This window comes from Streptomyces sp. MA5143a (assembly GCF_900290235.1).
Classification (GTDB): Bacteria; Actinomycetota; Actinomycetes; order Streptomycetales; family Streptomycetaceae; genus Streptomyces.
Genome location: NZ_OLMK01000125.1, coordinates 24,396 through 48,628, shown reverse-complemented (window position 1 = coordinate 48,628; position 24,233 = coordinate 24,396). Strand labels below are relative to the sequence as shown.

The window sequence follows — 24,233 nt, the reverse complement described above, 5'->3', positions numbered from 1 at the left end:
GATCGACAGGTCACTGCGAGAGGATGAGGTTGATCTGGTCGTTGGTCTCGTCGAGGCTGCTCACCGGCTTGCCGCCCCCGTAGATGTCCTCCATCGCGGGCTGCATCAGGGCCTTCATGTCGGCCGAGTAGCTGGCGATCGGGTAGGAGAACGTCCGGAAGCGCTTCTTGTCGGCCACGGGCTCGGTGAACGACGAGACGTCGATGCCCTTCTTCCGGTACGCGGCCACGGCGGCCTCGGTGCCGGCCGGGGTGGCGGGAAACACGACGCCGTACCCGCCGACGACCCTCTGGCACGTGTCCGAGGCCAGGTAGGACACCCACTTGCGGGCGCCCTCCTTGTTCCTGGACGCCTTGGTGATGGAGTCGGCGAGGCCGTTCATCATGGTGGCGCGCTTGCCGGTCGGGCCGACCGGCGTCAGGGCGGTCCGGATGTCCTTGCCCTTGAAGCCGGCGTAGGTGGAGATCATCCAGGCCCCGTCGAAGGCGGTGGCGGCCTTGCCCGCGGCGATCTGGGTGTTCTGCTGGTTGGACTGGACGTTGTAGTCCGTCAGGGGCGGCATGTACCCCTTCTTCGCGAGGCCGAAGTACCACTTGATCACGGACTGGAAGGTCCTGCTGTCGTACTGGTACTTCGTGCCCCAGCGCGCCTTGTCGAGGTAGTTCCACCCGGCGGAGGCCGCGAAGTTGCTCCACTGGGTCTGGCCGTCGCCGTAGCCGCCGCCGCCCGTGGCCAGGCCGTACACCTTCACGTTGCGCCTGTCGAAGCCCGGTTCGTCGCCCCGCCTGCCGTTCCGGTCGATCGTGAGGTGGGCGATGGCCTTCTCGAAGGTGCCGCCGTCCTCGGGGTTCCAGGAGAGGCTGTTGAGTTCCTCGGGCGTGAACCCGGCGTCGGCGGCCATCTCGGAGTTGTAGAACAGCCCGACGGTGTCCCAGTCCTTGGGGGCGCCGTAGCGGTGTCCGTCCTTGCCGATCCAGTTGGCGGCGAGCCCCGGCTGGTAGGCGGAGTCGTCGATGCCGAGGTCGTCGAGAGGTTCGAGGACCTTCAGGTCGGCGAACTGGCCGAAGTTCTGGATGTGGTCGGTGAACACATCGGGCTGGGTACCCGCGATGAATCCCGCGGTGAGCTTGGTCCAGTAGTCGGACCAGCCCAACTGCGTGATCCTCACGTCCAGTCCGGGGTTCTCCTTCTCGAACCCCTTCGCGCAGGCCTGGTAGGCGGGCAGCTGGTTGGCGTCCCACAGCCAGTACGTCACCGTGTCCGAGGACGCGCCGGCGGCGCCGCCCTGCGCGCAGCCGGTCACCAGGGACAGTGTCAGCGCTCCGGCGAGAGCGGTCAGCGTACGAAGTCGCATCAGTGGTCCCTCACTTGATCCCGGTGAAGCCGATGGAGCTGACGATGCGGCGGGCGAAGCAGCCGAAGAGCACCAGCATCGGCAGCGCGGCGATCAGCGTCGCGGCCGTGAGCCCCGACCAGTCGACACCGGTCGCCGGGGTCTGCGCCCGGAAGATCGCCAGCGCCACGGTCAGGACGCGTGAGCTGTCGCTGTAGGAGACCATCAGCGGCCAGAAGTAGTCGTTCCAGGCGGTGATGTACGTCAGCACGGACAGTGTGATGATCGGTGTGGACGCCATCGGCAGGACCACCCGGAAGAAGATCTTGATCTTCCCGGCGCCGTCGAGCAGCGCCGCCTCCTCCACCTCGCGCGGGATGTTCAGGAAGAACTGGCGCAGGAAGAACACCGCGAACGGCGTCATGAACAGGCTGGGCAGCGCGATGCCGAGCAGCGAGTCCACCAGGTGGAGCTCCTTGATGAGGACGAAGTTCGGCAGCAGCGTGAAGATGGTCGGCACCATCAGCCCGGCGAGGAACAGCCCGAACACCTGGTCCCGGCCCCGCCAGCGCAGCCGGGCGAAGGCGTAGGCGGCCATGGCGGAGAAGAAGATCTGGCAGCCGGTGATCAGGGTCGAGACGATCACCGAGTTCAGCAGGTACCGCCAGAAGTCGAGCCCGCCGCCCGCCCCGCCCTGGGCGATGGCCTCTTCGGCCGACTGGAGCCCGAGGGCCCGTTCGAAGCCGCTGGTCGTGAGGTCCACGGGGAACGGGTCGGAGGGATCGGCGCTCAGTCCGGCGTTGCTGGACAGCGCGGTGCGCAGGATCCAGTAGAAGGGCAGCAGGGTGACGAGGACGATCAGGCCCATCGCGGTCCAGGCGGCGGCCCGACCGAGGGAGAAGCGGCGCCGGGCGAGGGGTACGGCCGGAGCCGGGGTGGGCGCGGGGGCAGAGGTCGATGGTGTGGTCACGGTGGCCATGTCGGTGTCTCCTCTCCGTCAGCCGAGGTCGCTCCGGCCGGCCCGGGTGAGCCGGTACTGCAGGACGGTGATCGCGCTGAGCACGACGAGCAGGGCGACGGACATGGCCGAGGCGTAGCCGAACTGGAAGCGGCCGAAGGCGGAGCCGTAGATGTAGTACTGGAGCACGTTGGTCGCGTTCGCGGGGCCGCCCGCCGTGGTCACCGCCACGGTGTCGAAGACCTGGAACGAGCCGATCACCGTCATGATCAGCACGACCGCGAGCACGGGGCGCAGCAGCGGCATGGTGATCCGCCAGAACATCCGCCACTCGCCGGCGCCGTCCACCCGCGCCGCCTCGTACACGTCGTCGGGGATCGCCTGGAGACCGGCGAAGATCAGCAGCGCGGTGTAGCCGACGTGCCGCCACACGTTGATCAGGGCGATGGTGGGGATCGCCCAGGTCTCGTCGGCGAGGAACGGGATGCGGTCGACGCCGAGGGCGCCGACGATCTCGTTGCCGATGCCGAGCTGGGTGTCGAGGATCCACAGCCAGACCAGACCGGCGACCACGTTGGACATCAGATACGGCGTGAGCACGATCCCGCGCAGCAGGGCGGACCGGGTGAGCCGCTGGAGGAGGACGGCGACGGCGAGGGCCCCGACCGTCTGCACCCCGATGTTGATGACGACGTACTCGACCGTGACCGTCAACGAATCCCAGAAGATGGGGTCGTTCACCATACGGACGTAGTTGTCGAGGCCGACCCACTGCGGCGGGGTGAGCAGGTTGAAACGGGTGAAGCTCAGGTAGACGCCCCGCAGGGTCGGCCACAGCAGGAACACCAGGAAGCCCAGCATCGCCGGGGCGATGAACAGGGCCGCGACCGGGCCGTCGCCCCGGGCCCGCGCTCTCGCCTTCTTCGTCGGTTCCAGGGGTTCGGCTCCACTCAGGGGAAGGCGGGACGGCGGGCTGCTGGAGGCGACGGTCATCGGAGGCTCCCTCGTCGGCGGCTCGGCCTCAAAGCTCGGCACTTACTTTCGTCGCGAAAATATTCGGCCGTCAAGAGGTCGGTAGACATCTTCTGGGGGCGGTAGAAGGCGCGCTACGATGACGTTGTTGATTCCGTCGTGAAAATAATTGGGTGTGGGAGTGTGACCCCATGACCGCTCTCGCTGCCAGTTGGCTGCCGCTCAGCGCCGGAGAACGCGCCGTGGCGATCGAGGTGCTCGTGCACGGCCCGCTCTCGCGCACCGACCTCGCCCGTCGACTCGGTCTGTCCGCGGGAAGCCTCACCCGGCTGACCAAACCGCTGATCGAGTCGGGTCTCCTGGTCGAGACCGCCGAGGGTGCCGCGCTCCCCGAGGCCCGGCAGGGGCGTCCCTCTCAGCCGCTGGACATCGTCGCCGAGTCCCGTACCTTCCTCGGCTTCAAGATCACCGACGACATGGTGTACGGCGTGGTCACCACCCTCAGGAGCGACATCGTCGCCCGGCACGACCGCCCGCTCACCTCGCACGAGCCGGAGCGGGTCGCCGATCTGCTCGCCGAGATGGCCGGGGAACTCGCCGGCCGTCACCCCTCCCTCGCGGGCATCGGCATCGGTGTCGGCGGACTCGTCGAGCACCAGGCCGTGGTGGGCGAGTCACCCTTCCTGTCGTGGCGCGACGTCCCGCTCGCGGGGCTCGTCGAGGAGCGCACCGGCCTGCCCGTGGTCGTGGAGAACGACGTGGCCGCGCTCGTCGAGGCCGAGACCTGGTTCGGCGCGGGTCGCGGCCTCGACCGCTTCGTCGTCCTCACCATCGGCGCCGGCCTCGGCTACGGACTCGTCCTCGGCGGCACCCGGGTCCGCAGCGGCGAGGAGGACCGGGGCTTCGGACGCCACTGGATCATCGACCCGGGCGGCCCGCTCACCCCCACCGGCGAACGCGGCAGCGCCGTGGCCATGCTCACCATCCCGGCCATCCGCTACCAGGTCCAGGCGGCGACAGGGCGCGAGGTGACGTACGAGGAGATCCTCGCGCGGGCGGCGGCCGGCGACCCGATGTGCGCGCGCGTCATCGGCGAGGCCGGCCGGGCGCTCGGCACGCTCGTCGCCCAGATCGCCAACTTCGTCATGCCGCAGAAGATCCTGCTCGCCGGGGAAGGGGTCGGGCTGATGGGGGTCGCGGGCCGGGCGGTGGACGACGCCGTCCGCGCCAACCGGCACCCCCTCGCCGCCCCGGTCCCTCTGGAGACCAAGGTGTCCGACTTCCATGACTGGGCGCGCGGCGCCGCCGTGCTCGCCATCCAGGTCCTGGTACTGGGGGCCGCCGACTCCTCCACGCAGAGTGATCAGCTTCACGGTCCGTAATGTCCGAACTGGGATCTTTACTCACATCGGCTTCACGTCCGACGACATAGGGTTTACACCATGTCCACTACCCCTGATGTCGTCCTGGAAAGAGCGGAAAGACCGGTACGCACGGCCGCCGAGGTCAACGAGGAGATCCGGGCGCTCTGGTTCCGGAGCGGCGGGACATTGAACACGGAGCAGCGCAGCGAGTACGAGCGCCTCGTCCTCGAGTGGGCCGCGGCCCAGTAGCTCCCCCCGGCCGCGGCTGACTCGTGGCTGATCGTGACGGGGCGCTCAGCCCCACGTCTGCGAGTACTGGCGGCGGTAGGCCTGCCGGTCCTGTTCCGTACGGATGAAGCGGGTCGCCGCCAGAGCGACCATGCTCCCGGCGACGACCAGAAGGCCAGGACCCACATTGCGGGGGTCGGCGAGCCGGTCGATCAGATCCGACGCGGCACCGGACGCGTCCACCGGCCCCACCGCCCCCGGCTCCACGGCCCCAGGCGTGGAGGCCCCCTGCTCCCCGTCGTCGGAGGGCGCGTCGGCACCGGCGGTCGCCTGGACCTGCGGAACACCCGCCAACTGGACGTTCAACTCGTCCAGGGCGTCCCCCAGCGGCTGGAAGAAGGTCGTGCCGCCCTGGGCACAGTCACCGTTGCCGCCCGAGGTGACGCCGAGGGCCACTCCCTCCGAGAACAGCGGGCCGCCGCTGTCGCCGGGCTCCGCGCAGACCGTGGTCTCGATGAGCCCCGAGACCGTGCCCTCCGGATAGTTGACCGTCGCGTCGAGACCGGTCACCTCACCGTTGCGGAAGCCGCTCGTGCTGCCGCTGCGGAACACCCGCTGACCGACCGCCGCGTCACCGATCCCCGTGATCCGCACCCCGCGCCCGTCACCGACGGCGACGACGTTGCTCGCGTTGCTCGGCGCGTCCTTGAGGTACTGCACGAGCGAGAAGTCGGCGCCGGGGAAGCTCGACTCGACGGTCCGGCCGATCTCCTCCCGGCCCTGGTTGTCGGAGAACCACACCGAGCCCTTCGGGCCGCAGTGCCCGGCGGTCAGCATGAACGCGTTCTCCCCGTCGGTGACGTTGAAGCCGATCGAACAGCGTCCTCCCGTACCGAAGATCGGCTGAGCGCCGTTGAGCCGCATCGTGTACGCGCCCTTGGTGCGCTCCATCCGCACCGAGCCGCCGATCTCCTCGGCGAGATCCGTCAGCTCGGCCCAGTCACCCTTGGAGACCGTGCTGTCGGCGCGCACCACGACCTCGTTGGAGGCCGGGTCGATGGCCCAGGAGGTGCCCGGCACGCGGGGCGCCGACCGCAGGGCCGCCGTGGCGGACTTCAGCTCCTCGCCGCTGTAGCGGACCATCTTGGGGCGGGCGCCGGCCTCCTTCACCTCGGCCGCCGCCTTCTCGTCGGTGACCGCGACGACAGGGCGCCCGTCGTCGGCGATCCAGGTGCCCGCCGTACGGGAGGAGCCGAGTCTGCTCACCAGGCCCGTGCCCGTTCCGGAGGCCGCCAGCACCGAACTGCGGGTCGCGGGCGGGGAGGTGGTGGGTTCGGTCGCCATCGCCGCCTGGGTGACCATCAGGCCCCCGCAGAGCAGTCCTCCCACGGCCGCAAGCCGTGCCACTCGCTTCACGACTCGTCGTCGTGCGTGCCTCATTACCTGGCTCCCGAACCCCGTACGACACGGCGTCAACACCGCGAGGGCGTCCGGTCCTTGAGCGCCCTTCCCCTATACGTGCGGTGACGGGCGCGTGTTCACCAGTCGGCGTCGACAAACCCCAACGTCCGGTTCATGGCGATCGCCCGGGTGTTGTCCGGGTGGTGCACCGTGCGGACCAGGCTGACCCCGCACATCCCCGCGAAGCCGATGCCGAACGTCTTCATCGCGACGGACAGGCCTCGCCCCCGGTGGCCGGCCCGCACCCCCGTCATCTCGTTGAACACGAACCCGGACGCGCGCCGGTCCGACGTCGCCGCCATCCCGATCCACGTCCCCCCGTCGAGGGCCAGGACGACACCGCGGGGGTCGTAGGCGGGAACCTCGAAGCGGAGCCGGTGGTACTCGTCGTAGTCGTAGAAGGTGCCGCGGCCCGGGATGTCCGCCGAGCACTCCTTGTTGAGTGCGTACAAGGCGCGGCGGTGCTCCGGGGTGTCGCCGAGCTCCGAGAGCGTGGTCAGCCGGACGCCGGCCGTACGGCACTTGTCGACATACGGCTGGAAACGGCCCAGGTCGAAGTCGGTGACATCCAGTTGGAGGCGAACCCAGTCGATCGTCATCGGCGCTTGGCCCCCACTCCGCAGTACATGGCCACTTCCTCCGGTTCCCCGGTGTCGTCGCCGGTGCTCTCCGGGCGCCAGCGCGTGCACGACACCACGCCCGGTTCGAGGAGGTCCAGCCCGTCGAAGAAGCGGGTGACCGCCTCCGGGGTGCGCTGCTTCAGCCGAGGCGTGCCGTGCACGTTCCACCAGGCCGCCGCCGCGTCGACATCCGCCCACCCCGGCCCCGTGATGGTGTGCGACAGCACCAGATGGCTGCCCGCGGGCAGGGCGTCCATCAGCCGCCGCACGATGCCGTAGGGGTCCTCGTCCTCGCCGACGAACGCCATCACGTCGAGCAGCATCAGCGCGACCGGCCGGCTCAGGTCCAGGGTCCGCGCGGTGTGTTCGAGGACCGAGTCGACATTGCGCACGTCCTCGTCGACATGGTCCGTGCGGCCCTCGGGCGAACTGGTCAGCAGGGCGCGGGCGTGCACCAGGACCAGCGGGTCGTTGTCGACGTAGACGACCCGCGCGTCCGGCGCGACCCGCTGGGCGACCTCATGGGTGTTGTCCGCGGTGGGCAGCCCCGCGCCGATGTCCAGGAACTGCCGGATACCCACGTCGGCGGCCAGATGACGCACGGCCCGCCCCAGGAACTGCCGGTCCGCGCGGGCGTAGTCGTGGATGCTCGGGTGCATCCGGCTGATCTCGTCCCCGGCTTTCCGGTCGACCTCGTAGTAGTCCCTGCCGCCGAGCCAGTAGTTCCAGATCCGCGCCGCGACCGGCCGGGTGGTGACGATACGGCTGTTCAGCGAGGAGGAGGGGAAGTCATCCGAGGCTGCCGGGTTGTCCGTCACAGCATCAGCTCCTGGATCTTCTGTGGCACAAGCAGAGTCAACGGGCAATGTAGACCCGTTGGTTGGCCTTTGCCGAGTCTTCTGCGATCTTCACCGCGACCGGATGCCGTCCCTGCTCCGAGTCCGCCGTTTTTTGATCGTCGCGACCCCTCTACCAATCAGTAACTCTCGGGTAGTCTCCCGGCCACTGATGGGCATGACCATGACGAGTGCGGCGACGGTTCGGAACGACCTCGCCGCTTTCACATGCGAAGGGGACGAACATGACAGCTAGCGGTGTGGGACGCCGCGTCACGACGGTCGCCGCGGTGGCCGTCCTGGGTCTGGGCGGTTCGCTGACCGCCGCGGTGCCGGCGGCCGCCGCCCCGAGCCGGGCGGGGGTGAGCGCGGCCGCGGCCGCCGAGGTCGACTACGCCACCTGGCAGAAGGACGTGAAGGCCGTCGTCGACACGGCGACGCCCTATGTGCAGCAGCGCACCACGAACACGTCCGGGCGCAAGCTCGCCATCGTCTTCGACATCGACAACACCACGCTGGAGACGCACTACACGCCCTGGTACAAGCTGCCCACCCCGGCGCTGAAGCCCTCCCTCCAGCTGGCCCAGTACGCCAAGTCCCGCGGCGTCTCCGTCTTCTTCGTCACCGCCCGCCCGGGCATCATCGAGAGCATCACCGAGTGGAACCTGAAGTCCGTCGGCTACCCCGTCGACGGCCTCTACGTCCGTGACTTGCCCGATCTGTTCGCCGAGGTCTCCGCCTACAAGACCGCCTCCCGCGCGGACATCGAGTCGGACGGCTACACGATCATCGCGAACGTCGGCAACAACACCACCGACCTCGTCGGCGGCCACGCCGAGCGCACGTTCAAGCTCCCGGACTACAACGGCCTGCTCGACTGACGCGGCCCCACCCCCGCGAGCCGCTCACCGCGGTACGGCCGCCGGTCCGACCGGCGGCCGTACCCCTACACTCCGCCCATGGCCGACACCACACTCGACGCGCTCGGCGCGGGCAAGTACCTGCTGATCACCACCTACCGCAAGAACGGCACCGCCGTCCCCACCCCCGTGTGGGTGGTGCGGGACGGTGACGCGCTCGGCGTCTGGACGGTCGCCGACTCCTGGAAGGTCAAGCGGATCCGCAACCGCGCCGACGTCGTCGTCGGCCCCTGCGACGTCCGCGGCAATCCCACCGGGGACTCCGTCCCCGCCCGCGCCGAGATCCTCGACGCGGCCGGCTCAGCCGCCTACCGCCGGCTCATCGCCCGCAAGTACGGCGTCCTCGGCCGCCTCACCCTCCTGGGCAGCCGGCTCCGCCGGGGCACGGACGGCACCCTCGGCATCCGCGTCACCCTGACGCCTGACGCCTGACGCCTGACGCCGGATGCCCCGACCGTGTGTCAGGCACCGTCGTCGGCGAGGCCCGTCCGCCAGGCCCACGCGGCGATCTCGACGCGGTTCCGGGCGGCGAGCTTCAGCTGGATGCTGCCGAGATGGGTCTTGACCGTGGAAAGGGACACGAACATCGATGCGGCGATCTCGGCGTTCGTGCGCCCGAGTGCCACCAGCCGGACGACGTCCAGCTCGCGGTCGGTCAACGGCTCCCGGGTGCGCGGCGCCTCGGCCCCGGCGGCACGCTCCGTCTCCGCCGTGACGTGCTTCAGCAGACGGACCGTCACCGACGGCGACACCAGCGAGTCGCCCACCGCGGCCGCCCGCACCGCCTCCGCCAGCAGCGTCGGCCCCGAGTCCTTCAGCAGGAAGCCGCAGGCGCCGCCCCGCAGCGCCCCGTACACGTACTCGTCGAGGTCGAACGTGGTCACCACGACCACCCGCAGCGGCTCGGCCACGCCCGGCCCCGCCAGCAGCCGGGTGGCCTCCAGTCCGTCCAGCTTCGGCATGCGGATGTCCAGCAGGCACACATCGGGGCGCACCTCACGGGCGAGCCGCACGGCCGCCTCGCCGTCGGTGGCCTCGGCGACGACCGTGATGTCCGGCTGCGCGTCGAGGAAGAAGCGGAAGCCGGTGCGGACCATGTCCTGGTCGTCGGCGATCAGGACCCGGATCGGGCTGCGGTCGTTCATGCGCGCATCATGCCTGAGAGGAGGAAGGAAAGGGACGAGGGGGAGGAGGGGGGCGAGAGGGACGGTCCGGCTCAGTCGGGGTCCTGGGAGCGCTCCGTCGTCACCCTCCGCAGCAGCGGCCTGCTCCCGGCGAGCGCCGCGAACATGGTGACCGTGCCGAGGCCGACGCAGAACACGAGCCGCAGGACACCCGCGGAGTCCGCCTCCACGTGGAACGCCTCGTTGAGCTTCGTACCGGCGTAGATCCCGGTCGCCGTCGTCCCCCCGGCGAGGACCACCAGCGGCAGCGCCGTCTCCCGGATCCGCGCCCGGTCCAGCACTTTCAGCGGGGTCCCGGCCAGCCGCAGCAGGCCGTACACCCGGCGCCGGTCGAGGACGGTGGCCGCCGCGGTGAGCCCGGCCGAGGCGGCGGCGACGAGGAAGCCCAGGGACAGGACCGCGAGCCCCATCTGTCCGATGCCGCGGGTGACGGCGTCGTTCTCGGCGTTGGCGTACTGCTCGGTGAAGGGCAGGTTGCCCGGGGAGAGGGAGGACAGCGCCGTCAAGGCGGTGTCCAGCTCGGCGTCACCGCCGCGCACCCGGGCCACGATGCCCGCCTCGCCGGTGAGCAGCCCGTCGAAGTCGTCCTCGCTCACCGTCCGTACGCTCGCCCGGACCCCGGCCTCGGCGAGCGCCTCCCTTGCCCGCGCCGCCAGTTCACGGGGGGACGAGTCGGCCGCGCGCACCGCGACCTGGCCGGGGTAGCCCGTGCCGATGATGCCGACCTGGCCCACGGTGAAGAACCCGGCGACGAGACCTGCCAGCACGAGCCCGCTGACGGTGCGCCAGGCGCCGCGCGGATCGTCGCTGAGCCGGCGTGCGGCCAGCAGCGTCGCAGGGCCCCGCGCGAAGCGGCTCAGCAGCCGGCCCAGCATGTCGACCACCCAGGGGCCGAGCATCCAGAACGCCGAGTACACCAGGGTGACCAGCGCGAGGGCCTGGCCGGTGGTCAGCTCGCCGCCGTGGGCGCGGACCACCACGTACAGCCCGATCGCGACGAACAGCACCAGCCGGATCAGCCGCGTCCGGCGCGGGTTCGCCTGCTGGGCGACACCCAGCGGGGAGCGGGCCACCCCGTGCAGTGTGGTCACCGCGCTGACCGAGGTGAGCACCGCCACGGCCGCCACCGTCGCCAGCAGCCGGGGCAGGCCGACCCACAACTGCCCCGTGTACCAGGTCCCGATGCCATAGGGCATCCGCGCCAGCAGCGGCAGCAGCACCACGTAGGCGAGCGCGCCCGCGCACGCCCCGGAAAGTCCGACCGCCGCGGATTCGGCGCCGGTCATCGTGAGGATCTGCCGCGGTGTCGCTCCCGCCAGCCGCAGCGCCGCCAGCCGCTGTTCGCGCCGTGCGGCCCCGAGCCGCCCGGCCGCCGAGGCCAGCACGACCACCGGGACGACGAGCAAGCCCCCGCCCAGCAGCGTGGCCGGTTGGTCGAAGGCGGTGAACGTGCTGGGTTTCGTCCCGGCGAAGTCGGAGATCAGGGCGTGGGCGTCCAGCGTGTCGAAGTCGCCGCCCTCCGGCGCGCGGGTGATCGCGGGGTCCTCGGGCGCCCGGCCTATCACGGCGACCAGTTCCTCGGGGGCGGCGAGACCGGCCACGCCGATCGTGCCGTGGTCACGGCCGGACGGGAAGCGGTCCGCGAGCCGCTCGGCGGGCAGCTCCTTCATCAGCCGCGCCAGCGCGGGGGAGAAGGAGACCTGGCCGGGGGCGGGGAACCGGTCCAGACCCGGCGGGGCCGGGGTGGCCGCCCGGCCCGGCAGCCGGGCCAGCGACACGACGGTCACGGGGCGGTGGTCGACGAACGTGGTGCCCGTCGTCTGGACGGCGGTCGCCGCCCGCGCGGCGACGGCGTCCGGCTGCCGCCAGGCCGTGCGGTCGGCGCGGACGCCGGAACCGAGGTAGGAGGCGAGGAGCAGCAGGAGGACGAGGGCGCCGACCGCCGCGGCGGCGGCCGAGAGGAGATGGCTCTGGAGGCCGCGCCGGCCGGAGGAACGGGCCAGGTGCCAGGTGAGCGACAGGACGGGGGAGGAGCGCATGCTGGGTCTCCGGGAGAGGGTGCGGGAGGCGGTGCTCGTGCCTGAGGGTCGGTCGGTCCGGTGGGCCGGCGGGTGCGGGTGCGGGCGCGTGTGCGTCTGCGGGTGCGGTGGTTGTCCGGGGCCGGGCGTGCGGTCCGGCGCGCCCCGGAGCGAGCCGGGGCGGGCCACGACGGGCCGGGGTGGGCCGGGGCGGGCCACGACGGACCCGGGGTGGGCCGGGGCGGGCCACGACGGACCCGGGGTGGGCCGGGGCGGGCCACGACGGACGGGGCGGGTCGGGGCGGCCACGACGGACCCGGGGTGGGCCGGGGCGGGCCGGGGCGGGCCACGACGGACCGCGGGCCGGGGCGGGCCACGACGAAACCGGGGCGGGCCAGGGCGGGCCCCGGTCGGCCGGGTGGGCCACGGATGGCCGGTCAGGCCACCGTGTACTGGCTGTAGCCGCTGATCCGGCCGTCGCGGACCTGGAGGACGCGGTCGCAGTGGGCGGCCACGTCGGCGTCATGGGTGACCATGACGAGGGAGGCGCCCTGGTCGCGGGTGACGGAGGTGAGGAGGCGGATGACCTCCTCGCCGGTGCTCTGGTCGAGGGCGCCCGTGGGCTCGTCGGCGAAGACGACGTCCGGTTCGACGGCCAGGGCGCGGGCGATCGCGACGCGCTGCGCCTGCCCGCCGGACAGCTGGCCGGGGCGGCGCTGCTCCAGACCCGCGAGGCCGAGCGGCGCGAACCAGCGGCGGGCCCGCCGCACGGCCTGCCGGCGCGGCACGCCCTCCAGCATCAGCGGCAGGGCGACGTTCTCCTCGGCGGGCAGCTCCGGCAGCAGCTGGCCGAACTGGAAGACGAACCCGAAGCGCGTGCGGCGCAGCGCGCTGAGCCTGTTCTCGCCCCAGTGGTCGACGCGCTCACCGCGCAGCTGGACCTGACCGTCGTCGGGGCGGACGATGCCCGCGAGCGTATGGAGGAGGGTGGACTTGCCGGAGCCGGAGGGCCCCATGATCGCGAGGGACTCGCGCTCGGCGACCACCACGTCCACGCCCGCCAGGGCGGTGGTGGTGCCGTACTTCTTGACGAGGCCGTTGCCGGCCAGGACGGTGCTCATGGTCCGCGTGGGCCCCTTCTACGCGCGCTCGAACTTCCAGGTGACGCTGGTGGCGTCGGCCTTGACGACGGTGACCGGTATGGAGACGTCCTTGCCGTCGCCGTCCTTCCCGGCGCACGTCACCTCCGTGCCCGCCACCGCCTTCAGGTCGGGGCACGTGACGACGGACATGTCACCGCCGATCCAGGGCAGCGGGCTGTACCTGGACCGGGTGCGGCCGGCGACGACGTCGCCGCTCAACGCCTTGTGCCCGTCGACGGTGGCGGTGGTGACGCTGTCGAGGCCGGTGGTCGACTCGGTGCCGCTCATCGCGTAGGTGAGGGCCCCGAGGCCGACGGCCACGGCCGCCACGGCGGCGCCGGTGACCACAAGGGGTGTGCGGTTCATGGGGTGCTCTCCTTGCCGGGAGGGTGATGTCGTGGCTCCAACCTCTCCCGGCGACACGTGCGCCCACCTCGGCCGAACGGCCGGGGTTCCCACCCGCCGCGCGCCCTGCCTCGGCCGTACGGCCGATACGGCGCACGGACCGGCTGCCTACTGTGATCCGCGTGAACCTCGCGCTCGACACCAAGGAATCCGCCGGCGGCGACGGCTCGCCGCCGCGGGCCGCGCGGCGGGGCTGCCTCCGCGTCGGCGGCATCGTCGTCCTGCTGCCGGCCTGCGGGACCGACTTCCTCGTCCTCGGGGGCGAGGACCACACCGGCTTCCTCTGGCTGCACCTGTTCTCCCTGCTGGTGGGCCTCGCCGCGCTGCTGTGGCCCGTGCGCCACCGGCCGGACTGGCTCACCCCGCAGCTGCGGGCGGGCGTCCCGGCGCTCGTCGCCGCCGCCAACGTGCTGACGCTGATCGCCACCGGCCGACAGGGCGGCTTCGGCCCCGGACAGGCGGCTGTCCTGCTGTCCCTGCTGATGGTCGCCGTCCGCACCTGCACCCCGGGCTGGGCCCTGGCCTGCGGAGTGCTCGACGGCGTCGTGCTGCTCGCGCTGCCGCTGCCGTACCTCTTCGTCCACTGGGAGGACAGCGCCCTGGGTGTGCTGGCGCTGCTTCTGCTGCTGACCGGGATCACGGCCGGTCTCGCCGCCTATCTGCGCACCCTGGACCACCGCCGCACCCGGGCCGTCACCGAGACCCGCCGCGCCGAACGGCTCGCCATGGCCGCCGACCTGCACGACTTCGTCGCCCACCATGTCACCGGCATCCTCGTCCAGACGCAGGTCGCGCGGATGATGGGCACCGACCGGCCCGAACGGCTGGACCCCGTCCTCGCGGACATCGAACGGGCCGCGACCGAGGCGCTCGCGTCGATGCGCCGCACGGTCGGGGTCCTGCGGGAACACGACGGGACTGGGACCGGGACCGCGGCCGTCGACCGGCGGCCGGTGGGCGACCTCGCGGGCATCGACGACCTGGTGCGCGGGTTCGACGGCGTCGGCGGCGTCGACGGCCGCACGGCCCTGCTCCACCACGATCCCTCGGTCCCGCACGACCTGCCCCACGAGGTGCAGGCCGCCGCCTTCCGCGTGGTGCAGGAGTCCCTGACCAACGTCCGCCGCCATGCCGCCGACGCCACCGAGGTCACCGTCGCCCTCCGCTGGGCCGACGATGCCCTGGAGGTCTCGGTGCGCGACGACGGCCGCGGCGGGGCCGTGCTGCCCGAGGCGGCCCGGGGCGGCGGCTTCGGACTGGTCGGGCTCAGCGAACGCGTCACCGCGCTCGGCGGCCGGATCCAGGCCCGCGGCCGCGCCGACGGGCCCGGCTGGGAGGTCGTCGCCGTGCTCCCGTCCGCGGCGCCGAGGGGCTGATGAGCTGAACCCTCCGCCCGGTCCGCCCGTATCTCCTCACGGGGATGGCGGGAGACCGCTCGCACGGAAGGAGAACAGCGTGTCGATGCCGCCCGAACCAGGGCAGACGACGAAGCGTCCCACGATCGAACCCACGTACGTGATGCGACGCCGCCGGACCGAGGCCCTGGCGGAGCTGCTGCGTGAGTTCGAGCTGTACAAGGGGACGACGGCTCCCAAGGAGGAGTACGAGACCGTCGCCGTGCCGCCCGCACCCGCCCCGGACCGGTCGGCGGCACCGGACCCCGAACCCGCCCCCGGGCGGCTCCTGCCCCGGACGGACGAGTACGAGACCGAGGAACTCCCGCCGGTGCGGGTCGGCGAGGACTTCGCCACCGGCGCCGCCCCGCGCCGCGAGCGGCGGCCGAGGAGACGCCCGGCACCCGGCGGGGGAGCGGGCCTCAAACGCGCGGCGGTCGTCGTCGGCGTCGGCGCGGCGGCCCTCCTGGGCTTCGGCGCCGCGTTGCTCCTCCCCGGCGGTGAGGCCCGGCCCGAGGCCCGCCCCACCACCCCGGCCCCGTCGGCACCGGCCGCCGACGCCCCCGCCCCCTCCGCCCCGGCCCGTGACGCCGCCGCCGACCCCGACGGGCCCGGCACCCTCCGCGAGGGCGACAGCGGCCCCGAGGTCTCCGAACTCCAGCAGCGCCTGCGGCGCATCCCCAACGTGTACGACAACGGCCCCACCTCGGGTGAGTACGACGTCGTCCTCAGGGAGGCCGTCGCCCGGTTCCAGCTCTGGTACGGCATCCGCGGGGACGAGACCGGCGTGTACGGCGACGACACCCGCAAGGACCTCGAATCCCGCACCACGGCCTAGGAACACCCGCCGGGACCGGAACCGCCCGCCGCACGGCGGTTCCGGGCCCTGTGGCCCCGGCCCATCCGGGTTGTTGCCCCGCCACGATCGGACCATCCTGGCCATATGGTGACGAAGGCGTCCGGTGCGCGTCGGGCGGCCGCGGCCGGCGAGGCGATGGCGGTGGTCGACGCCGACGGCCTCGTCTCGGACTGGAGCGAGGGCGCGCGCCGGCTCACCGGGTACACCGCCGCCGACGTCGTCGGACAGCCGGCGGCCGACCTGGTCGAAGAGGACGCGACGACGGCCCGGCGGGCGCTGCTCACGCGCGGCGAGACGCTGCTGACCCTGCGGTACCGGGACGGCCGGCCGCAGCGGACGGCCGTGCGGATGGTGCCCCTGCTGGGCGGGACCGACGGCCGGCGGGGGTTCGTCGTGGTCGCGGGTCCCAACCCGCCCGACAGCGACCTCGGTGAGCTGGCCTTCCAGCAGGCGTCCATGTCCATGTCGGTCTTCGACACGGAGCAGCGCTATCTGCGGATGAACGACGCGGCGTGCCGGGTCATGGGCCGGTCGGAGTCCGAGTTCCGGCACCGGCACTACGCGACGACCGTGGACGACGCCGACCACAGCCGCGGCTTCCTGCGGCACCTGGAGATGGTCGTGGAGACCGGCCGGCCGGTCCACTACGAGAGCTGGACCCGTTCACCGTCCGGCCGCCGTATGCACGCCTGGAACCTCGAGATGTGGCCGGTGCGGGACCGCACCGGAGCCCTGATCGGCACCGCTCTCGCCGCGTTCGACAGCAGTGAGCAGCATCGGGCCCGCCAGCGCCTGGCGCTGCTGAACGAGGCCTCCGGATCCATCGGCACCAAGCTCGACGTGGTCCGGACGGCCCGCGAGCTCGCCGAACTGGTCGTGCCCCGGCTCGCCGACTTCGCCAGCGTCGACCTCCTGGAGTCCGTGCTCCAGGGCGAGGAACCCGAGATGGGCCCGGTCGACGGCGGCGTCGAACTGCGCAGGGCCGCCCACCACTCCGCCACGCCCGGCGTCCCCGAGGCGGCGATCGGCCTGGGCTCCGCCGACCTCTATCCGCCCTCCTCGCCGCCCGCCCGCGCCCTCCTCAGCGGCGAGCCCGTCCTCGCGAGGACCGGCGACCACGACCTCGACACCTGGTTCGCCCGGCACGACGCCCGCTCGGCCAAGCTCCGGGAGACCACGGAGCACGAACTGTCCCTCATGGCCGTACCGCTCGTGGCGCGCGGCACGACCCTCGGCGTCGCCGTGTTCGTCCGCAGCCTCACCCCCGAGCATCCCGACGCCTTCGACCAGGACGACATGATCCTCGCCGAGGAGCTGTGCAGCCGGGCCGCCGTCTGCGTGGACAACGCCCGCCGGTACACCCGGGAACGCTCCACCGCGCTCGCCCTCCAGCGCAGCCTGCTGCCGAGGGCGGTGGCGGGCCAGGCGGCCGTCCACTTCGCCTCCCGCTATCTGCCCGCGCTGTCGCAGGCCGGAGTGGGCGGCGACTGGTTCGACGTGATCCCGCTGTCCGGGACCCGGGTGGCCCTGGTCGTCGGGGACGTCGTCGGACACGGCATCCACGCCTCGGTCACCATGGGGCGGCTGCGCACGGCGGTGTGGGCGCTCGCCGACGTCGACCTGCCGCCCGACGAACTCCTCACCCACCTCGACGACCTCGTCGAACACCTCGCGGCGGGCGACGACAGCGGCGGCGGGGAGATCGGCGCCACCTGCCTGTACGCGGTGTACGACCCGGTGGCCCGCACCTGCTCGATCGCCTCGGCGGGCCACGTACCGCCCGTGGTCGTACGGCCCGACGGCCAGGTGGACGTCATCGACGTGGTGGCCGGACCGATGCTGGGCGTCGGCGGTCTGCCCTTCGAGTCGACGGAGCTGGACCTGCCCGAGGGCTCGGTCCTCGCCCTCTACACCGACGGCCTGGTGGAGGCACGGGACCGGGACGTCGACACCGGCACCGCCGCACTCCGTGCCTCCCTGAGCGGGCCCCTCGGCAGCCTGGAGCGCGCCTGCGACACCGTGCTCAGGGACCTCCTGCCGGACACCCCCGCCGACGACGTGGCCCTGCTGCTCGCCCGCACCCGTGCCCTGGACGCCGAACAGGTGGCCGTCTGGAGCTTCGCCGACGACCCCTCGCTGGTCGCCGACGCGCGCAAGCTCGCCACCGACCAGCTGGTGCGCTGGGGCCTGGAGGACGCCGTGTTCGTCACCGAACTCGTCGTCAGCGAACTCGTCACCAACGCCATGCGCTACGGCGGCGCCCCCATCGAGCTGCGGCTCATCCGCGACCGCACCCTCATCTGCGAGGTGTCCGACGCCAGCAGCACCTCACCCCATTTGCGCCGGGCCCGCACCTTCGACGAGGGCGGCCGCGGCCTGCTCCTCGTCGCCCAGCTCACCGACCGCTGGGGCAGCCGCCCGAGCGGCGCGGGCAAGACCATCTGGGCCGAACAGGCGCTGCCGCCGGCCCCCTGAGACGACGGTCGGGGGACGGCATCGCGCCGCCCCCGACCGCCTCACCGCCGTGCGGTGCCCCCCCACGCGCGGTGCTACTTCCTCCGCAGCCGCACCGCCACACCGTGGCCGGTGCAGACCTGCTCGGCCGTCCAGCCCTCGACGGCGACGGTCACCTCGGAGAACCGGCCCCGCAGGGAGTGCGCCCCGAGCACCGCCACCGTGCTGCCCGGACGCGGCGGCTGCCCGGCGTCGAAGCGGACCACCAGCTTGCTGCCCCGCTCCAGGACCGCGCGCCCGTCCACCACCAGGGCCGGGTCGGCGCCCCGGTCCAGCGTCACGTCGAGGACCCCGGCCTGCGTGTAGCCGCCGCGGACCCGGACCGTGTGGTCGCCCGTGCCGAGCGTGCCGCCCTGCACCCGCACGTCACCCCGGCCGAGGGCCCCCTTCGAGCCCGCCGCGAGCACACCGGCCTCCACCGTGGTGCCGCCCGTGTACCGGTTCGCGCCGGTCAGCGTGAGCGTGCCGCCGCCCCGCTTGACCAGCCCGCCCGGGCCCGCGATGTCGTTGCGCCAGGTGTCGGCCCCGTGGAAACCGCCGAGCGCGGCGTCCAGCGTGACCGTGACGTCCGAGTCGAAGGCGCCGTAGCCGTCCGCCGCCGCGAACAGGTTGAGCCGCCCCCACTGCTCCCAGCCGTCCAGCAGCACGTACCCGGACGGCAGCGCGGTGGTGCGCAGCACCTCGCGCCGCTGCGCCGCGTCGAGGTACGGCAGCCGCGTCTCCAGCAGGACCTCGGCGCCCTTGGGCACGGTCAGGTCCTGCGAGCGGCCCCGCCGGGTCAGCACGTACGTCAGCTTGGGCTCGACCAGCCGCGCGTTGGCCCCGCGGTCGGCGTACCGGTCGTCGGGGTCCGAGTGCGCGTAGGCGAACAACGTGTCCGCCGTCGTGCCCGTCCTCGCCTGGAAGTACTCGGCCGCCTGCTTGCGCGCGGCGGCCTTGAGCGCGGTGTTCTCCGGCTTGTACAGCACGGCGGCGGCGAGCGCGGTGGCCATGATCCGGCCACCCATGACGTCGACCGTGGAGTGCATGCCGGACATGATCCGGGTGTGGCTCAGCTCGAAGGCCCTGGTGATGATCTCCTGGAAGCGCTCCGGGACCGCGTACGCGTAGGCCAGGGCCGCCAGGTGGAAGGCATTGGTGTGGCCGCTGGGGAAACCGCCGTCCTCGGCCGGGACGTCGCTGCGCTGCCGCAGCAGCTGCTTCACGACGACGACGTCGGAGTCGTAGACCGGGAACCCGAGCTCGTCCTTCTCGCCGGTGTCGACGATCTGGCTGTCCTCGTTCATCCGCCACGGCCGCGGGTACTGGAAGGTGAACTTGGCCGGGTTGCTGGAGGTGAAGTCCCCGCGCACGGTGTCGACGAGCTTGGCCACCAGGCCGAGGTCGGAGTCGTACGAACCGGCACCCAGCGCGGAGCCGGCGGGCGCGTCGGCGGGCACGGCGTCGTTGATCTTCGTCGCCGGAATGCCGTCCGGGGCGGCGGTGATCGAGGTGACCGCCTTGGCGCCCGTGCGGTACAGGTCCGCCAGCGGGCCGAGCGCGCCGATCATCGCGTAGCTCTGGTGCTGCCGGTCGTAGACGAAGGCCTCGCGGGCCTGGGCCTCGGTGCGGCGGTGGGTCAGCCGCGCGCAGTAGCGCATGTTGGCGCGCAGGATCTCCGGCAGCAGCGGGGTGCCGGTGTTCCAGGCGTCGCCGGTCTTCCAGATCTCGGCGAAACCGCCGAGCGCCCGGACCACGGCGTTGGTCTCGGGGGTCCGGTTCGACGTGATGTTGGTGCTGTAGTCGTCGACGAACGCGGCGAACGCGGTGGCGGCCTTGGCCTCGGGAGCCTGCCACAGGTTCACGAGGGTCGGAGCGGCGAGGACGCCGGCCGAGACGCCGAGGGAGTTCCTGAGGAAGTGACGCCGGTTGAACGTGTGGTGCCCGGCAGATGACGGCATGGAGGTGCCGCTCCTTTCGCGATGGGGTGATCGTGCGGGCTGAGCGTGGAGCTGAGGTATGACCGGCGCGTGTCCGGTCGGCGACGGGCCGGTGATCAGGAACCGGCCGGCCGAAGGAGGGATCGCGCGAACGCGACCGCCCCCTCGACCGGCGGCACCTGGAGGGGCTGCGGCCGGACGAGGGGGAGTGTGTGGGTGAGGGCGACGGCGAACGCCGAGTACAGGACGGGCCGCGAGAGGATCGTGCCGCCCGCGACCACCACGTCGTCGACGGCGACACCGCGCGCGGCGAGCCGCTCGACGAGCGAGGCGAGGGCGCGGCCCCCGTCGTCGATCACCCGGTGCGCGAGGACGGACCCCTGCTCGGCGGCCTCGAACACCACGGGAGCGTGCCGGCCCCACTCGGCGGACATGTCCGTGGCGTTCTCCAGGGCCGCGCCGAGCGCCGGGACCTCGGGCACGTCGAACGAGGCGATCAGCAGCCGGGCCAGCGGGTCGGGGTCCTCGCCGCGATCGTGCGCGGCCCAGACGGCACGGGCCGCCTCACGGACCAGGCCGGCCGCGCCGCCCTCGTCCCCGAGGGCCGCACCCCAGCCGCCGACCTGCACCGGCGTGCCGTCGGCACGGCGCCCGACCGCCACCGAACCGGTGCCGGCGACCAGCGCGGCGCCCTTGTCGAGACCGGCGGCCGGCACGAGCAGTTCGGCGTCGCCCACGACCAGGCACGGCACCTGAAGCCGAGCCTCCAGCGCGCGGCGGACGTCCTCGCACTGCCGGGGGGTCTCGCAGGCGTGCGCGCCGACCGCCACGGCGGCCGGCGCGACCCGCGCGGGCAGCACCTCCTCGACCAGCGCGGCGAGCCACTCGGTGGCCGCCGCCGGGTCGTGCGGTCGCCAGCCGCGGCTCGTTCGGACGTGGTCGGCGACGGTCTCCGTCGCCGTGACAGCGCGCAGATGGGTCTTGGTGCCGCCCACGTCGATACCGACCGCGGGTCTGAACTCCTGCACGGCAGGCCTCTCTCGTCGTTGCGTTGCGATGGCGCTGCGACGGCGGGCGAACCGTGCCTGGACACAGAAAAGTCTGTGGGGGGTGCTCGGGAAGCCCCGGGACGGGCCTCTGCTGGTGCGGCAGGCGAGTACCGCTTGACTTCGTTAGGAAATTAACTAACGAATTAGGGAGCGTCAAGAGGTTCGGCCCCGGATGCCGCACGACCCGTGCGGACTGCCGCGGCACGACTGGGGAGACCATGTACCTGAGCGAGAGCGCCCGCACCGTGTTCGCCGTGCTGGCGGCCACGTGCACCGCCACCCGCCCCCAACTGGCCGCCGGGGCGGGCCTGTCCAAGCCGACCGTCTCGTCCGCCGTGGCCGAGCTGGAGGCGGCCGGCCTCGCCGCCTGCTCGGGCACCGCCTCCGGTGGCACCGGCCGCTCCGCCGCCGTCTACGCCCTCGGGCCCGCCGCCGGCGCCGTGCTCGCCGTCGACCTCGGCCCGAGCCGCACCCGGGTACGCGGCTGCGCCCTCGACGGCACCCTGCTCGCCGAGGGCGCCGGCTCCCGGCCCGACGCCGCGGCGGTGGTGAGCGGGGCCCTGGCCGAGCTGCCGCCGGACGCCCCGCTGCGGGCCGTCGTCGTGGCGGTCGGCGACGTGACCACCCGGAGGGAGGGCGGCGGGGAGCGCCCGGCGACCGCCAAGGCGGGCCCCGTCTTCGACGCCATGTCCGTCGCCCTGCCGCCCGGCGTCCCGGTCCACCTCGAGAACAACGTGAACTGTGCCGCGCTCGCCGAGCTCCACGAGGGCGCCGCCCGCGGCCGGGACACCTTCGGCTACCTGCGGATCGGCGTGGGCATCGGCCTCGGTGTGGTCATCGGCGGCCAGGTGCTGCGCGGGGCGAACCACGCCGCCGGTGAGGTGGCCCGGCTGCCCTACCCGTGGGACGCGGACCGGGAACCGCGCCACGAGGGTCTGGAGGCGCACCTCGGGGCGGGTTCCCTGCTCCGGCGGGCGGCGGGCGCCTGGCAGGACGCCGACGGGCCCTGTCCGAGCACCGCCGAGCGGCTGTTCGCCCTGGCCGACGAGGGTCACCCCAGGGCGTGCGAGGTGGTGGGCCGGCACGCCGCGGACGTGGGCCGGCTCGCCGCCGCGGCCACGGCCGTGCTCGACCCCGGCCTGATCGTCCTGGGCGGCGCCGTCGGGTCGAACCCGCAGCTCCTGCCCGGTGTGCGGGCCGAGCTGGCCCGGCTGAGCTGGCCCACCGAGGTGGTGAGCAGCGCGCTGGGCGAAAGTGGCACGGTCGTGGGGGCCAGTCGGCTGGCCGTGGCCCGAGGAATCCAAACCGTGACCGGAGGGGTGCGAGTGGAGGATTGACGGACTCCATGGACATCTGCCAATGTCCGGACAAGCGCTTTCTAAGTCGGCCGGGACGCCGGCTTGGGGCGAGTCTCCCAGCCTGTACGAGACGTACGGCAACCGCACGAGGGCGTGCCCGTGCGGTGACGGCCACAGCGGCCGGGGATACCGCTCCGCGTGGACGACGCGGCCGGGCGAGGCCGCGGCCCCCGGAAAGCGACTTCACCTGCAAACTGCACCTGTGCCGCCTCGGTCGGCGCCGTGCTCTGTCCCCTACGACGAAAAAGGGAACGAAGATGATCACTGTGGGTGTGCGGCGCTCCCGCCGACTCGGCCGCGGCGGTATGCGCCGCCTGGTTCCCCTCGCTGCCGTCGCCACGGCGGGCGGCCTGCTGCTCTCGGCCTGCGGCGGGGGATCCGAATCGGGCGGGACCTCCAAGTCGCTGACGTTCTGGATCTCCACGGTTCCGGGGCAGGACGCGGGCTGGAAGAAGATGGTGGCGCAGTACGAGAAGGAGACGGGCGTCAAGGTCAAGCTCGTCAACATCCCCTACGACGGCTACACGACCAAGCTGCACAACGCCGCGCAGGCGAACTCCCTGCCCGACGTGGCGGCCGTCCCCGCGCTGGACCCGATCTGGTCGAACAAGCTGATCGACCTCAGCTCCATCGCCGACAAGAAGAGCAACAACATCAACGCCAACTTCCTGGCGAAGGACAAGTCGGGGAAGGTGCTGTCCATCCCCTCGGACGTCACCGCGTCCGGCATGTTCATCAACAAGTCCCTCTTCGAGAAGGCCGGTGTCTCCTTCCCGACCTCGCCCGAGAAGACCTGGACCTGGACCGAGTTCATCAAGGCGGCGAACAAGGTCCGCGAGAAGACCAAGGCCAAGTACTCCCTCACCTTCGACCAGTCGCCGTCCCGACTGCGCGCCATGGTCTACGAGATGGGCGGCAAGTACGTCCACGCGGACGACTCCGGCAAGTTCTCGGTGGACGCGGCGACCAAGAAGGCCGTGAACACCTTCGTCGGATGGAACGACGACAAGACCATGCCGAAGTCGGTGTGGACCAGCGGCGCCGACCCGTCGGCCATGTTCCAGAGCGGTGACGTCGTCGCCTACTGGTCCGGCGTGTGGCAGGTGCCCGCCTTCGCGGAGAGCATCAAGAAGTTCGAGTGGGCGAGCGTCCCGACCCCCGCCCAGCCGGTGCAGGCCAGTGACGTCAACAGCGGCGGCATGACGGTCGGCTTCAACAACAACGCCGACGCGGCCGCCGCCGCGAAGAAGTTCCTGTCCTGGCTGTACGAGCCGGACCACTACCGGGCCCTGTGCGAGGCTTCCGGCTTCCTGCCGGTCGAGAGCGGTCTGAACCCGAAGTACCCCTTCAAGTCCGAGGCGGCGCAGGCGGCGTACAAGCTGTACAACGAGTCCATCCCGCTCTACGACCCCATCTCCGGCTACTTCAACAACGCGCAGACGCAGTGGGTGCTGAACGGCAAGAGCCTGACCGAGGACCCGACCAAGACGGAGCTCGGCAAGGCGATCAACGGCCAGCAGTCGGCCGACAAGGCCCTGGAGAACATCGTGGCCGGCTACAACCAGCAGGTCGGCGGCTGACGCAGGCCGACGGCCCCGGGCGGCGGGAGCCGGACACCGCCGCCCGGGGCCGTCGGGCCCGCGCCCTGCCGGGCTCATGGCCCGGGCCCACCGGAACCCCATCCACCAGCACGGAGTCA

21 protein-coding genes are annotated in these 24,233 nt (G+C 72.4%); 9 read left to right on the top strand and 12 right to left on the bottom strand.

The features are described from left to right. Window positions 1-10: 10 nt before the first annotated feature. The 3 genes from SMA5143A_RS39300 to SMA5143A_RS39290 are packed head-to-tail and all read right to left on the bottom strand — an operon-like array spanning window position 11 to window position 3,284. The gene (locus SMA5143A_RS39300; RefSeq protein WP_107467581.1) at window positions 11-1,354 is read right to left on the bottom strand and encodes an ABC transporter substrate-binding protein; all 1,344 of its coding nucleotides are present in this window, start codon (window positions 1,352-1,354) and stop codon (window positions 11-13) included. 10 nt (window positions 1,355-1,364) lie between these two features. Beyond that, the gene (locus SMA5143A_RS39295; RefSeq protein ID WP_107467580.1) at window positions 1,365-2,312 is read right to left on the bottom strand and encodes a carbohydrate ABC transporter permease; all 948 of its coding nucleotides are present in this window, start codon (window positions 2,310-2,312) and stop codon (window positions 1,365-1,367) included. 18 nt (window positions 2,313-2,330) lie between these two features. Then, complete coding sequence (locus tag SMA5143A_RS39290) at window positions 2,331-3,284, bottom strand: carbohydrate ABC transporter permease (protein ID WP_107467579.1); 954 nt, start codon at window positions 3,282-3,284, stop codon at window positions 2,331-2,333. A gap of 170 nt (window positions 3,285-3,454) precedes the next feature. Between SMA5143A_RS39290 and SMA5143A_RS39285 the strand changes: the two genes are divergently transcribed. Next, the gene (locus SMA5143A_RS39285; RefSeq protein ID WP_107467578.1) at window positions 3,455-4,645 is read left to right on the top strand and encodes an ROK family transcriptional regulator; all 1,191 of its coding nucleotides are present in this window, start codon (window positions 3,455-3,457) and stop codon (window positions 4,643-4,645) included. A gap of 60 nt (window positions 4,646-4,705) precedes the next feature. Beyond that, window positions 4,706-4,876, top strand: a complete 171-nt coding sequence (locus tag SMA5143A_RS43335; protein ID WP_167738864.1) for a hypothetical protein — start codon at window positions 4,706-4,708, stop codon at window positions 4,874-4,876. Between the two features lie 45 nt (window positions 4,877-4,921). On the opposite strand, the gene SMA5143A_RS39280 is transcribed toward SMA5143A_RS43335, so the two are convergent. The 3 genes from SMA5143A_RS39280 to SMA5143A_RS39270 form a co-directional block, all read right to left on the bottom strand. Beyond that, a complete protein-coding gene (locus tag SMA5143A_RS39280; protein ID WP_181362241.1) occupies window positions 4,922-6,295 on the bottom strand; it encodes a S1 family peptidase in 1,374 nt (457 codons plus the stop codon). A gap of 98 nt (window positions 6,296-6,393) precedes the next feature. Then, window positions 6,394-6,915: a GNAT family N-acetyltransferase gene (locus SMA5143A_RS39275; protein ID WP_181362240.1), complete on the bottom strand. Its 522-nt coding sequence runs from the start codon at window positions 6,913-6,915 to the stop codon at window positions 6,394-6,396. Then, entirely contained in the window at window positions 6,912-7,754 is an 843-nt protein-coding gene (locus SMA5143A_RS39270; protein WP_107467576.1) for an SAM-dependent methyltransferase, read from the bottom strand. The genes SMA5143A_RS39275 and SMA5143A_RS39270 overlap by 4 nt, the downstream gene beginning before the upstream one ends. A 263-nt stretch (window positions 7,755-8,017) precedes the next feature. Here SMA5143A_RS39270 and SMA5143A_RS39265 point away from each other — a divergent pair, with 263 nt between their 5' ends. Further along, window positions 8,018-8,653 (top strand): HAD family acid phosphatase, encoded by a 636-nt coding sequence (locus SMA5143A_RS39265; protein WP_107467575.1) that lies wholly within the window; start codon window positions 8,018-8,020, stop codon window positions 8,651-8,653. A 78-nt stretch (window positions 8,654-8,731) separates the two neighbouring features. Further along, window positions 8,732-9,124 carry a PPOX class F420-dependent oxidoreductase gene (locus tag SMA5143A_RS39260; protein WP_107467574.1) on the top strand — a complete coding sequence of 131 codons (393 nt, stop codon included), beginning with the start codon at window positions 8,732-8,734 and terminating at the stop codon, window positions 9,122-9,124. Window positions 9,125-9,153: 29 nt separating this feature from the next. Here SMA5143A_RS39260 and SMA5143A_RS39255 read toward each other — a convergent pair whose 3' ends face one another. The 4 genes from SMA5143A_RS39255 to SMA5143A_RS39240 form a co-directional block, all read right to left on the bottom strand. Then, window positions 9,154-9,837, bottom strand: coding sequence for a response regulator (locus tag SMA5143A_RS39255; protein ID WP_107467573.1), 684 nt, complete (start codon window positions 9,835-9,837; stop codon window positions 9,154-9,156). Between the two features lie 71 nt (window positions 9,838-9,908). Then, window positions 9,909-11,915 (bottom strand): FtsX-like permease family protein, encoded by a 2,007-nt coding sequence (locus SMA5143A_RS39250; protein ID WP_107467572.1) that lies wholly within the window; start codon window positions 11,913-11,915, stop codon window positions 9,909-9,911. 416 nt (window positions 11,916-12,331) lie between these two features. Then, complete coding sequence (locus tag SMA5143A_RS39245) at window positions 12,332-13,015, bottom strand: ABC transporter ATP-binding protein (protein WP_107467571.1); 684 nt, start codon at window positions 13,013-13,015, stop codon at window positions 12,332-12,334. Between the two features lie 18 nt (window positions 13,016-13,033). Continuing rightward, window positions 13,034-13,402 carry a hypothetical protein gene (locus SMA5143A_RS39240; protein ID WP_107467570.1) on the bottom strand — a complete coding sequence of 123 codons (369 nt, stop codon included), beginning with the start codon at window positions 13,400-13,402 and terminating at the stop codon, window positions 13,034-13,036. 161 nt (window positions 13,403-13,563) lie between these two features. Between SMA5143A_RS39240 and SMA5143A_RS39235 the strand changes: the two genes are divergently transcribed. The 3 genes from SMA5143A_RS39235 to SMA5143A_RS39225 all read left to right on the top strand — a co-directional run bounded on the left by SMA5143A_RS39235 (window position 13,564) and on the right by SMA5143A_RS39225 (window position 18,169). Continuing rightward, the gene (locus SMA5143A_RS39235) at window positions 13,564-14,817 is read left to right on the top strand and encodes a sensor histidine kinase (RefSeq protein WP_107467604.1); all 1,254 of its coding nucleotides are present in this window, start codon (window positions 13,564-13,566) and stop codon (window positions 14,815-14,817) included. 79 nt (window positions 14,818-14,896) lie between these two features. Next, complete coding sequence (locus SMA5143A_RS39230) at window positions 14,897-15,673, top strand: peptidoglycan-binding domain-containing protein (protein ID WP_181362238.1); 777 nt, start codon at window positions 14,897-14,899, stop codon at window positions 15,671-15,673. 105 nt (window positions 15,674-15,778) lie between these two features. Further along, window positions 15,779-18,169, top strand: a complete 2,391-nt coding sequence (locus SMA5143A_RS39225) for a SpoIIE family protein phosphatase (protein WP_107467569.1) — start codon at window positions 15,779-15,781, stop codon at window positions 18,167-18,169. Between the two features lie 74 nt (window positions 18,170-18,243). Here SMA5143A_RS39225 and SMA5143A_RS39220 read toward each other — a convergent pair whose 3' ends face one another. Then, window positions 18,244-20,148, bottom strand: a complete 1,905-nt coding sequence (locus SMA5143A_RS39220) for a phosphatase PAP2 family protein (RefSeq protein WP_107467568.1) — start codon at window positions 20,146-20,148, stop codon at window positions 18,244-18,246. Between the two features lie 95 nt (window positions 20,149-20,243). After that, window positions 20,244-21,155, bottom strand: a complete 912-nt coding sequence (locus SMA5143A_RS39215; RefSeq protein ID WP_107467567.1) for an N-acetylglucosamine kinase — start codon at window positions 21,153-21,155, stop codon at window positions 20,244-20,246. 239 nt (window positions 21,156-21,394) lie between these two features. Here SMA5143A_RS39215 and SMA5143A_RS39210 point away from each other — a divergent pair, with 239 nt between their 5' ends. Together SMA5143A_RS39210 and SMA5143A_RS39205 are read left to right on the top strand one after the other, a co-directional pair. Further along, on the top strand, window positions 21,395-22,513 hold the full coding sequence (locus tag SMA5143A_RS39210) for an ROK family protein (RefSeq protein ID WP_107467566.1): 1,119 nt from the start codon (window positions 21,395-21,397) through the stop codon (window positions 22,511-22,513). A gap of 278 nt (window positions 22,514-22,791) precedes the next feature. Continuing rightward, a complete protein-coding gene (locus tag SMA5143A_RS39205) occupies window positions 22,792-24,114 on the top strand; it encodes an extracellular solute-binding protein (RefSeq protein WP_107467565.1) in 1,323 nt (440 codons plus the stop codon). Window positions 24,115-24,233 lie beyond the last annotated feature (119 nt).

What these genes read in the sequence shown, in the direction of transcription:
- SMA5143A_RS39290 (WP_107467579.1), bottom strand. Translation starts at nt 3,284, where the DNA reads ATGACCGTCGCCTCCAGCAGCCCGCCGTCCCGCCTTCCCCTGAGTGGA.
- SMA5143A_RS39280 (WP_181362241.1), bottom strand. Translation starts at nt 6,295, where the DNA reads ATGAGGCACGCACGACGACGAGTCGTGAAGCGAGTGGCACGGCTTGCG.
- SMA5143A_RS39205 (WP_107467565.1), top strand. Translation starts at nt 22,792, where the DNA reads ATGATCACTGTGGGTGTGCGGCGCTCCCGCCGACTCGGCCGCGGCGGT.
- SMA5143A_RS39210 (WP_107467566.1), top strand. Translation starts at nt 21,395, where the DNA reads ATGTACCTGAGCGAGAGCGCCCGCACCGTGTTCGCCGTGCTGGCGGCC.
- SMA5143A_RS39250 (WP_107467572.1), bottom strand. Translation starts at nt 11,915, where the DNA reads ATGCGCTCCTCCCCCGTCCTGTCGCTCACCTGGCACCTGGCCCGTTCC.
- SMA5143A_RS39260 (WP_107467574.1), top strand. Translation starts at nt 8,732, where the DNA reads ATGGCCGACACCACACTCGACGCGCTCGGCGCGGGCAAGTACCTGCTG.
- SMA5143A_RS39220 (WP_107467568.1), bottom strand. Translation starts at nt 20,148, where the DNA reads ATGCCGTCATCTGCCGGGCACCACACGTTCAACCGGCGTCACTTCCTC.
- SMA5143A_RS39275 (WP_181362240.1), bottom strand. Translation starts at nt 6,915, where the DNA reads ATGACGATCGACTGGGTTCGCCTCCAACTGGATGTCACCGACTTCGAC.
- SMA5143A_RS39295 (WP_107467580.1), bottom strand. Translation starts at nt 2,312, where the DNA reads ATGGCCACCGTGACCACACCATCGACCTCTGCCCCCGCGCCCACCCCG.
- SMA5143A_RS39240 (WP_107467570.1), bottom strand. Translation starts at nt 13,402, where the DNA reads ATGAACCGCACACCCCTTGTGGTCACCGGCGCCGCCGTGGCGGCCGTG.
- SMA5143A_RS39285 (WP_107467578.1), top strand. Translation starts at nt 3,455, where the DNA reads ATGACCGCTCTCGCTGCCAGTTGGCTGCCGCTCAGCGCCGGAGAACGC.
- SMA5143A_RS39265 (WP_107467575.1), top strand. Translation starts at nt 8,018, where the DNA reads ATGACAGCTAGCGGTGTGGGACGCCGCGTCACGACGGTCGCCGCGGTG.
- SMA5143A_RS39245 (WP_107467571.1), bottom strand. Translation starts at nt 13,015, where the DNA reads ATGAGCACCGTCCTGGCCGGCAACGGCCTCGTCAAGAAGTACGGCACC.
- SMA5143A_RS43335 (WP_167738864.1), top strand. Translation starts at nt 4,706, where the DNA reads ATGTCCACTACCCCTGATGTCGTCCTGGAAAGAGCGGAAAGACCGGTA.
- SMA5143A_RS39225 (WP_107467569.1), top strand. Translation starts at nt 15,779, where the DNA reads ATGGTGACGAAGGCGTCCGGTGCGCGTCGGGCGGCCGCGGCCGGCGAG.
- SMA5143A_RS39255 (WP_107467573.1), bottom strand. Translation starts at nt 9,837, where the DNA reads ATGAACGACCGCAGCCCGATCCGGGTCCTGATCGCCGACGACCAGGAC.
- SMA5143A_RS39300 (WP_107467581.1), bottom strand. Translation starts at nt 1,354, where the DNA reads ATGCGACTTCGTACGCTGACCGCTCTCGCCGGAGCGCTGACACTGTCC.